Here is a 9,296-nt window from a genome sequence, read left to right as displayed (position 1 = left end):
GCTCGTCAGGCTCATAACCTGAAGGCCGCAGGTTCAAATCCTGCCCCCGCAACCACTGAAACTTGCAAATTTGCCCACTCCGGGTATTTGCTCTTGAGCTCCTCCGCGTAAGCGTCGAGGAGCTTTTGTTTTTTGGCTTCCGTGTCGATCTCGCCGGAGGCAATCTTCGCCATCAGGTCGTTCTGGGCGGCAGCCAGAAACTGGTGCTCGAGCACGTCAATCGCCTCCATGGATGCCATGATGTTGGCGATTGATCCGTGGACCTGCAGGGATGCCGGCTGATGGCCCGGCGTCTTGCCGATCACGACGGTCTGGATCAAATCGCGCACGATGGGCATCAGCCGCTGCTTGGCTTGTTCATCGGCATTGTGGCGGGCGAGGAAGATGAGCTTGCGGATGATGATCTCCATATTAGTGGGATTGAACTGCGCCTTGAGCTTGGCGATCTTCTCCTGAAAATCCTCCACCGGCTCTGCCAGTGCATTCAGCTCCGCCGCCAGCTTCTCGCGCGTCGCTTCCAGTTCGTCCAATTGATCGTCGAGCGCGGCGAGGCGAGGGCGGCCTTCCGCAGCTCGATCGCTGATCTGCTGGATGATGCTGTTCTGGCGTTGGGTGGTTGCCTTCAGCGCGGCCGTCAGCTCATCCCGTTGGGAAGGCGACTGCTTCAGGAGGTTGACCTCATGCGTAATCATCCTCTGCGAAATGCGATCGAAAATCTCCATCGAGTAGAACGCCACCGGAATGCAGTTCAGGACCCGCTCTTCGAGCTCGTGACGAGTGATTGTCTTACTGTTGGAGCAGCAGGCGCCGTCGAGCGCCTCGATCGGCAAGCGCTTCTTGCGGTTGGTGCAGCTATAGCGGTCCTTGCCGGAGATCGCATAGGGACCGCCGCATTCGGCGCATTCCAGCATGCGGCTCAGGAGATATTCCGGGCGCTGGGTCGCGTTAAGCCGGTTCGTCTTGGCGCTTTGATAGAGGTCACCGATCTCGGCGTCGCGCGCGCGGTTCGTATCTCCTCAAGAGCAAGCTTCATCAAATGAAACTTTCACCAACAGACTTCGGGGATTGTGCAGCTTGATGCAGCAGCACAACGCGGCGGAGGCGGTAGGAAAACTATCGCCCCGCCGAAGCGCTTGCTGGAGATACAGAAGAGCTGCGTTGATTGATCGAGTGTCCCCGGGTCGGGCTGCGCTACATCTAGCTCTCTGCTTTAAGGGCATGCTTGACGCGCAGGATGGTGATCACAACAGATCCCACCACCACCGGAACAGCGACAAGCATGATCACCGGATCGAAATGGAATCCTGCGTGGTCGGCTGACTCATATATAAATTTCAGCAAGCTCAGCAGGTAATAGCTAATTGCGATCATCGAAAAGCCTTCGACCGCGCGCTGGATCTTGACCTGCGTCGCGGCCCGATCAGCCATCGCCTGGATCTGTGTAGCGTTCTGAAACTCAATCTCGACCTGGATTCGGGTTTGTAGCAGGTCGAGCAGGTGCATCGCAGCCCTTGACAGGTGTTCAAGCCTCAACGCGGTTGCTTCGCAGGTACGCACCGCAGGCTTGAACCGACGCTCCACGAAGGTGCCGAAACGTTGAAAGCCGGGGACATGGGTTTCCCGTAAAAGGGCGATCCTCTCTTCAACGATTTTGGCGTAGGCAGCGGTTGCGCCAAACCTGTTTCTGGTCTCCGCGGTGGCTGAAATGATATGCGACGAGAGAACAGTGATTTCCTCGAGCAATTGCTTGTGCTGATGTGCAGGCGTACTCAAGTTTCGATTGGTCAGCCGAACGAGTTCCGCGTCATATCCGCCCAGAAGCGGCGCAAGACGACGCGCCTCCGGCAATCCGAGCAGCGCCATTGACCTATAGGTTTCGATCTCAAAGATCCGCCGTACCATGCGCCCAAGCCGATGTGCATTCAGGTCCTTGTTGAACAGGATGATTCTGCTTGAATTGTCCTCTCGAACGCGAAAATCGGAGCAAATCTGTGCCGCCCCGCCGCCGATTGATGACGCGGCGGTATCGCCGAAGTCGAGCGATTTTAGAACCGTTCCCAGCTGGTCAGGAGGGTTTTCGAGGACAAGGATACTCACGTGGCAAACGAGCAGAGGAGAGCTCAACCCTGCTAGCCTCGCAAAATCACCTTCACAAAGATCAGTTTCCGGCCAACCCTGGGGCTCGCTGGCCAATTTTCGGACCCGCGTGACCGTCACGAACTCAGTGTGCCGTTCAACTCTGACTGAAATTCCACCGTCGGCTTCGAGACTATCGTGGAACTCCTTGATCACACCATCCAACGGCATGAAAGCAACGTGCTCGACGATCGCCGGACCGGTAAAATAAATCGACGGTCGAGCGTGAAGCTCCGAGTTGAAGTCTGCGGCCCCCTGTTCAAAGGCAGCTGGACTAGAGATCTGTGGTGCGGATGCAGACACCGTCGGAAAGAATGCTTCGTCTGCGCCCTTTGAAATCATGTCTGTCTTCCCCATTCCCAAAAGCACACGAACCGGCGAACCTATATGAAGCGAATGCAATCAACTTGAAAAGCCCCGCCGGGGTGCAAAGAATTTGCCGATCCTCGTCGAGGTTCGAGCGCTTGCGGTCGATTTGTGACTCAACACTCGGTCGGTTGACGCCGAGCGTGCCGCCATGCCCACCTCCGAGCTTTGAACGGACATACGGGAGGTAAGGCCGATACCACCTGTGTCAGGTCCGACGACGCGTTTTCTCGTTAACACGCGTCTTAAGCAACCATTCACACGACATGAATTGTCATCTTGTAGTCTTTCCAGGCATCTTGCTCAGGCAGCTCAAAATGGCCGCAACATTGTGACGCGAGGTGAAGTTATGCTGACCGAACGCGAGGATCAGTTTTACATCGGTGGAAAATGGCAGGAATCCGGGGACGTAAACCGTCTGCCTGTTGTGAATCCCGCGTCGGAATGTGTTGTCGGGCATATTGCTGCGGGCGGTGCTAATCACGTCGATCTCGCGGTTGCCGCAGCGCGCAACGCGTTCCCAGCCTTCTCTCAAACAACTGTGGCTGAACGGCTCGGTCTGCTCGGCAGGATGCATTCTCTCCTGAACGAAAGAGCGGAGACGTTCGCGGAGGCGCTCGCAATGGAAATGGGGGCGGCGATCAGCTTTGCGCGGGCTTCCCAGGTTCCTTTTGCTTCCGAGCACATCCGTGTCCAGATGGAAACTCTTGAGAAATACCGGTTTGTGACGATTGATGGGCGTACCGCGACCGCCAAGGAGGCAATCGGGGTTTGTGCGCTGATCACCCCCTGGAACTGGCCACTTTACCAGATCACCGCCAAAGTCGCTCCCGCGATTGCGGCAGGCTGTACCGTTGTCCTCAAGCCGAGTGAACTGTCACCTTATAGCGCTTTGCTCTTCGCCCAGTTGATGCACGATACCGGCATTTCGGCTGGCGTATTCAATTTGGTCAACGGAACTGGCGAGATCGTTGGCGCAGCGCTTGCCAGCCATCCCGAGGTCGACATGATCTCGATCACAGGTTCCACCCGCGCGGGGGTACTCGTCGCGCAGGCGGCCGCACCGACGGTGAAGCGAGTGGTTCAGGAACTCGGCGGCAAGTCGCCGAACATTTTGCTCGATGATGCCGACTTCAGCGAGGCGGTATCCAAGGGCGTGCTCGCCGGAATGCGCAATGTCGGCCAGTCGTGCAGCGCCCCGACGCGTATGCTGGTACCCGCACATCGGCTGGCCGAAGTGGAGGAATTGGCAAGCGCCACTGCGCGTGCGATCCGAGTCGGCGCTCCGCTTGATCCCGCGACGGACATGGGTCCCATCGCCAATCTTCCCCAGTTCGAGCGGGTACAAACGATGATCCAAGCCGGTATCGACGATGGCGCCAAGCTGCTGTATGGCGGTCTGGGCCGGCCGGCCGGCATCGCGCGGGGCTTTTTCACGCAGCCAACGATCTTTTCCGAGGTGACGTCCGACATGCGTATTGCTCGCGAGGAGATCTTCGGTCCCGTACTTTCGATTATGCCCTACAAGGACGAGGAAGAGGCAATCGCCATTGCCAACGACACCGTCTATGGATTGGGTGCTCATGTCCAGTCTTCAGATCCGGAGCGGGCACGCCGGGTCGCCCTGCGCATCCGTGCCGGCCAGGTTCATATCAACTATCCCGCTTGGGACGGAGCGGCCGCCTTCGGTGGGTACAAGCGATCAGGTAACGGCCGCGAGTATGGCGTATACGGGCTCGAAGAGTATCTTGAGACGAAGTCCATCCTCGGTTATTGATTAGGCGTCTCCGCGAGGTCGGCTCGCCAGGGCAGTGGTTTCAGCGACCGACGAAGCATCGTCAGGAAAGCGGCAGTCCGCGCACTTCGCCCGTGCCGCGATCCGAGGATGGCGACGATATCAGCCGACGGCAGCATCCAGTTGGGAAGTACCTGCCTCAACCGTCCCTCGGCGAGGTCTTCTGCAACGGCCCATTCAGAGCGCATCATAATGCCCTGACCCGCCAACGCCCAATCCCGAATGACGGCACCATCGTTGCTCGACATAGCGGGATTAACGCGCACTGTCGCACTTTCCTGCCGTGATCCCTTGAACCGCCAGAGCGTTACGTCCTCCTCGTTCTCGCGAACGACGAGGCAGCGATGTCGCGCCAGATCGGCAGGCGTAGAAATGGGCTCAGCCGAAGCCAGGTATTCTGGACTTGCGCAAAGAATCCGACGGTTCGGCGCCAGTGTCGTCACGACCTGATCCAGATGCGCTGATGCCCCGATGTGAACAACGACCTCATAACTATCAACGACCAGCGCCGTGGGATGGTCGGACAGTTGCAAGGTGGCGGTGGCACTACGATGCTCTCGAGCAAACGCCTCCACGACCGGGGCCACGTAGATCCTTCCAAATCCGTGAGGCGCTGCGACCCTGAGGTGCCCGCGAACCGCACCCTCGCGATCAGCCAAGGCTTCGGCAAGCGAATCTATTGCATCGCTGACGATGATGCTGTGAGAAGCGACCAATGAGCCCTCTTCGGTAAGGCGCAGGTGGCGTCCGGACCGGTCAATCAGCCTTACCCCGACTTTCTCTTCGAGCGCGCGCAGGCGCTGGGTGACCGCGGGAGGCGTCACGTTCAGCTTTCTCGCGCTTTCCGCGAGAGATTTCGAGGCAGTAAGGACCGAGAAGAAGGCGAGATCATCGGACGTAAGCATTAATTCATGCCTTAATGGAACCTTCACTACTCATTAATTGCCATCTTTAGGGTTTGGCGACAAGGTGAATTTCGAATTGGAGATCGGATTCATGAATTTAGTCCGGCCCCCGTTTGGCCGCGACGAACAGTCTTGGGGAGCGGAAAATTGCCCTGCTAGAGCTCAACCGCCCCTGGGGGCGTAGTCATGGTGGAGAGCCTGCAATGAATGCTAAAGATATCCTCGGGCAGCTGGTCAGCTTTCCATCCGTCGTCGGGACTCCGAACGGCGACATCGTGGCATGGGTCAAGGGCTATCTCGAAAGTCATGGCGCTACCGTGACTGTCTTGCTGGGACCGGAAGGAGATCGAGCAAATCTTTTTGCCACCATCGGCCCGAAAGACAAGCCCGGTTACATCCTTTCCGGGCATATGGATGTGGTTCCTGCGTCCGAACCGACCTGGACGTCGGATCCCTTTCGCCTGCGGGCAGAGGGCGATCGGCTCTTCGGCAGGGGGGCGTGCGACATGAAGGGCTTTCTTGCCGCCGCCCTTGCAGGACTTCCGGCAATGACGAGGATGCCATTGAGCCGTCCGATCCACTTCGCCTTTTCCTATGATGAGGAAGCCGGCTGCCGTGGCGTGCCGCACATGCTACGGCAGATCGGGAACCTATGCGCCCCGCCCTTGGGCGCAATTATCGGCGAGCCGAGCAGTATGGTGGCGATCCGAGGTCACAAGGGAAAGGCGGCCGCCCGCGTCGAGATCCATGGCACGACCGGCCATTCGTCGCGTCCCGACAGGGGCCTCAACGCCATTCATGCCATGACTGCGGTGATGACCGCGGCTATGAAGACCATCGAAACTCTGCGGAACGGTCCTTACGACCAGACTTTCGAACCCCCGTATTCCACCCTGCAAATCGGCACGATCGTGGGCGGCCGCAGCGTCAACATCATCCCTGATCTCTGCGCTCTGGAATTGGAAGCCCGCGCCGTGCCTGGCGTGTCGCCAACGGTTCTGCTGGAACCTATCAAGGCAGTTGCCGAGGCGTTGGAGAAAGACGGTTTCCGCACCACGTGGGAGACCAGCAGCACCTACCCCGCACTCTCGCTTGATGCCGACGCGCCGCTCGCCCGGCTGATGGAGGGATTAACCGGAGCGTCGACCTTGGCGGCCGTCAGCTACGGCACGGAAGCAGGGCTCTATCAAGCCGCTGGCATCGACGCGATCATCTGCGGGCCGGGGGACATCGCCTGCGCCCATCGCGCCGACGAATTCATCCGCCTCGACGAACTTATTGCCTGCGAGGAAATGATCTTGCGGCTTGCCGAAACCCTGCGAGACTGAGAGAGAATCATGGTTTTCTGGTTCAATTCGGATCGAGAAAGAGGTCGCGTCTTCGCGGATGCTTTTGCGCGCGATCTGCCCGATCTGCCTTTCGCCATGGATATCTCGGAACGCAATCCAGACGACATCCGCTACATCCTGACCTGGACGGCGCCGCCCGATCTTCATCGCTTCAAGAACCTGGAGGTCGTCTTCTCGATCGGCGCCGGCGTTGACCAGTTCAAGCCGCAAACGCTCCCCCCGAACGTCATGCTCGTCCGCATGGTCGAGGACGGCATCGTCCGGATGATGCAAGAATATGTGACGCTCGCGGTGCTCGCTATTCACCGAAAGCTGAAGGCCTATATTGGCCAACAGGCCGACGCCACCTGGCTTCCCCTTCCCGCGCGCCCAGCCGCCCAGCAGCGGATCGGTATCCTTGGCCTCGGCCTGCTCGCCCAGGCCGTCGTCGAGCGACTGAAACCCTTCGGCTTTCCGCTTGCCGCCTGGAGCCGCTCGGAGCGACAGGTGGAGGATGTTGACTGCTATCACGGTCCGGACGGCCTCACCCCGTTTCTGGCGCGTACAGACATCCTGATCTGTCTCCTGCCGCTGACGCAAGAGACGCAAGGACTGCTCGACGCCGCGCTCTTAGAGACGCTTCCAACCGGCGCGGCGCTCATCCACGTGGGGCGCGGCGCCCAACTCGATCACGACGCGCTCATTGCGGCTCTCGACGCGGGGCATCTGTCGAGCGCGGTCATCGACGTCACCGAACCTGAGCCCTTGCCTCCCGAACATGGTTTCTGGCGACATCCAAAGATTATTCTGACGCCGCATATCGCAAGCGTTACGCAACCAGAAACGGCGGCCCGCGCCGTCATCGACAACATCAAGCGCCATCGCGACGGCCTCGACCTGATCGGGCTCGTCGATCGCGACCGCGGTTATTGAGCTGCAACCAGGAGAGCAAGGAGAAAACATGTCCCTCCTCAAGACCATCGTACCGAACAGCACAGAAGCTCCGCGTGAATCCAAGCCCGGGCCGGAGCGTCTTATTTCCGGCGATCCGTCGTTCAAGTCCTGGGCCCAGGACGTAGCGAGAGGCGAAATGATCCACACCGGCGTCTGGGAGGCAACTCCGGGACTGACGCATTCCGTCAAGGGCGAGACCTTCGAGTTTTGCCACATCCTTCAGGGGGTCGTGGAAATCACGCCGGTTGGCGGAGAACCGGTTACCTACAAAGCGGGTGACAGTTTCGTGATGAAGCCCGGTTTCGTCGGCACATGGCGTACCGTGGAAACCGTCCGTAAGATCTACGTGACGGTCATGTAACTGCTGGGCGTCGGTGGGAGACGACGAGCAATCGTCTGCGCCGCGGCGGAACAGAATATTTTCCGCCGCGCGTTTTGCCAGGCAATCGCTCGCAGCAATGCGGGAGTTCTCGCGGCCCGTGGGAGTTCGTTCGAGCGCTAAATCATCGGCCGTCATAAGGGAGCGAAAATGGCTGTTTTTACCGAGCTTTCTGACGGCGATCGCCAATCGATCATCGCAGCCTATGGTTTTACGTCGCTCTCGTCTGTGATCGGCATCGCTGATGGCGACACCGATACGACCTACCTGTTTCGCGCCCAGGAAGGCGAGTTCATTGTGACGCTTTTCGAAAATGGAGTCCAGCCTCTGGATCTGGAAAGAGCCTTCGAGACCATGGAGGCGCTCTTTCAAAATCGCGTGCCGTGCCCTAGGCCGCTGCGCACGCTCCAAGGCCATGCCACGTGTCGGGCTGCAGACCGATTGGTTGCTACCGTCAGCTTTGTACAGGGCTCCTCGTCCACCCTTGCAGGCCCGGCAAAGTGCCGAAGCCTGGGCCGCACGATGGCTCAAATCCATTCTGTTTTTGAACGGAAGACAAAGCCTCTTTCGCCAGCCCTTCCAACCGGGACAGTTCACGGCGCGTTGGCCCAGGCGAATGTCTTTTTCGTTGGAAATGACGTGAGCGGGATCATTAACTTCAGGCTTCGCCACGACGATGCGTTCGTATCGGAGATTGCAGATGTGCTGGTCGGCTGGGTGGCGGAACCCGGCGGAGAACTGAACAAGGATCGGGCACGTGCGCTGCTTCAGGGTTATGAAGAGGTTCGACAACTGAGCGGCCCCGAAAAGGAAGCCTTACCAGGCTTCATCATGGCGTCCACAGCTAGACGGTTTGCCAGCCAGAAGGAAAGAAGCTTCCTACCGGAAATGGCCGTGTTAGCATATCGTTCGGCAACTTCGGACATTCTAGGTAATTGATCGGCTCCAACGCCATGAAAAATTCTCTTGATCGGACCGACGAACAGATAGTGGCCGCATTGAAGGCCAACGCTCGAACCTCGCATGCCGAGTTGTCGGCGAAGGTAAATCTTTCGCGCAACGCCGTGCGGGTACGGATAGAGCGACTTGAACGAGAAGGCTTCATCAAGGGATATACGATCATCACCGGCGATGGAGCAACTAGCCGAAACGTGACGACCGCGCTCGTCTTCGTCTATCGCCATGATCGCATGAGGGGCGGGGATGTTATTCAGGCGCTTCGGAAAATCCCGGAAGTGGTCGCTTGTGATGTGATGACCGGCGATTTCGATCTCCTTGTCAGGGTAGAGTCTTCCAAGGCAGACCGCATAACGCAAATTTGGCACCTAATAGCCGAGATGCCCGGTGTGCGCGACACACTGACTTCTTTTGCACTCTCCTCCGTGATCCGAAAATAGGAGCGGCGAGTATCGGTCGATGCACGCCTATGCCGT

At 58.7% G+C, this 9,296-nt stretch carries 9 protein-coding genes; 6 read left to right on the top strand and 3 right to left on the bottom strand.

What is annotated here, in order from left to right; all coding sequences use genetic code 11:
- Positions 1-11: 11 nt before the first annotated feature.
- Positions 12-911: a recombinase zinc ribbon domain-containing protein gene (locus C3Y91_RS28375; protein WP_168576093.1), complete on the bottom strand. Its 900-nt coding sequence runs from the start codon at positions 909-911 to the stop codon at positions 12-14.
- A gap of 286 nt (positions 912-1,197) precedes the next feature.
- Complete coding sequence (locus C3Y91_RS28370; RefSeq protein WP_130673827.1) at positions 1,198-2,478, bottom strand: DUF3422 domain-containing protein; 1,281 nt, start codon at positions 2,476-2,478, stop codon at positions 1,198-1,200.
- A 373-nt stretch (positions 2,479-2,851) separates the two neighbouring features.
- Here C3Y91_RS28370 and C3Y91_RS28365 point away from each other — a divergent pair, with 373 nt between their 5' ends.
- Positions 2,852-4,279 (top strand): aldehyde dehydrogenase family protein, encoded by a 1,428-nt coding sequence (locus C3Y91_RS28365; RefSeq protein ID WP_024323581.1) that lies wholly within the window; start codon positions 2,852-2,854, stop codon positions 4,277-4,279.
- On the opposite strand, the gene C3Y91_RS28360 is transcribed toward C3Y91_RS28365, so the two are convergent.
- On the bottom strand, positions 4,273-5,202 hold the full coding sequence (locus C3Y91_RS28360; protein WP_018068406.1) for a LysR family transcriptional regulator: 930 nt from the start codon (positions 5,200-5,202) through the stop codon (positions 4,273-4,275). The genes C3Y91_RS28365 and C3Y91_RS28360 overlap by 7 nt on opposite strands.
- Before the next feature lie 203 nt (positions 5,203-5,405).
- On the opposite strand from C3Y91_RS28360, the gene argE reads away from it, so the two are divergent.
- From argE to C3Y91_RS28335, 5 genes are all read left to right on the top strand, one after another.
- The gene (gene argE / locus C3Y91_RS28355; protein ID WP_018068407.1) at positions 5,406-6,530 is read left to right on the top strand and encodes an acetylornithine deacetylase; all 1,125 of its coding nucleotides are present in this window, start codon (positions 5,406-5,408) and stop codon (positions 6,528-6,530) included.
- 9 nt (positions 6,531-6,539) lie between these two features.
- On the top strand, positions 6,540-7,463 hold the full coding sequence (locus C3Y91_RS28350) for a 2-hydroxyacid dehydrogenase (protein WP_018068408.1): 924 nt from the start codon (positions 6,540-6,542) through the stop codon (positions 7,461-7,463).
- 28 nt (positions 7,464-7,491) lie between these two features.
- Complete coding sequence (locus tag C3Y91_RS28345) at positions 7,492-7,845, top strand: cupin domain-containing protein (protein ID WP_018068409.1); 354 nt, start codon at positions 7,492-7,494, stop codon at positions 7,843-7,845.
- Positions 7,846-8,013: 168 nt separating this feature from the next.
- On the top strand, positions 8,014-8,802 hold the full coding sequence (locus C3Y91_RS28340; RefSeq protein ID WP_018068410.1) for a phosphotransferase: 789 nt from the start codon (positions 8,014-8,016) through the stop codon (positions 8,800-8,802).
- A gap of 14 nt (positions 8,803-8,816) precedes the next feature.
- Positions 8,817-9,260, top strand: coding sequence for an Lrp/AsnC family transcriptional regulator (locus C3Y91_RS28335; RefSeq protein ID WP_020397314.1), 444 nt, complete (start codon positions 8,817-8,819; stop codon positions 9,258-9,260).
- The last annotated feature ends 36 nt before the right edge of the window (positions 9,261-9,296 follow it).

This window comes from Rhizobium ruizarguesonis (assembly GCF_012349115.1).
In the GTDB taxonomy this organism is placed as follows: Bacteria; Pseudomonadota; Alphaproteobacteria; order Rhizobiales; family Rhizobiaceae; genus Rhizobium; species Rhizobium ruizarguesonis.
Note: the sequence above shows the minus strand (reverse complement) of the source record. Positions and strands in the feature narration are given on the sequence as shown.

Coding starts and splice junctions, on each gene's coding strand:
- C3Y91_RS28370 (WP_130673827.1), bottom strand. CDS start 2,478: ATGATTTCAAAGGGCGCAGACGAAGCATTCTTTCCGACGGTGTCTGCA.
- C3Y91_RS28345 (WP_018068409.1), top strand. CDS start 7,492: ATGTCCCTCCTCAAGACCATCGTACCGAACAGCACAGAAGCTCCGCGT.
- C3Y91_RS28340 (WP_018068410.1), top strand. CDS start 8,014: ATGGCTGTTTTTACCGAGCTTTCTGACGGCGATCGCCAATCGATCATC.
- argE (WP_018068407.1), top strand. CDS start 5,406: ATGAATGCTAAAGATATCCTCGGGCAGCTGGTCAGCTTTCCATCCGTC.
- C3Y91_RS28335 (WP_020397314.1), top strand. CDS start 8,817: ATGAAAAATTCTCTTGATCGGACCGACGAACAGATAGTGGCCGCATTG.
- C3Y91_RS28365 (WP_024323581.1), top strand. CDS start 2,852: ATGCTGACCGAACGCGAGGATCAGTTTTACATCGGTGGAAAATGGCAG.
- C3Y91_RS28350 (WP_018068408.1), top strand. CDS start 6,540: ATGGTTTTCTGGTTCAATTCGGATCGAGAAAGAGGTCGCGTCTTCGCG.
- C3Y91_RS28360 (WP_018068406.1), bottom strand. CDS start 5,202: ATGCTTACGTCCGATGATCTCGCCTTCTTCTCGGTCCTTACTGCCTCG.
- C3Y91_RS28375 (WP_168576093.1), bottom strand. CDS start 911: ATGCTGGAATGCGCCGAATGCGGCGGTCCCTATGCGATCTCCGGCAAG.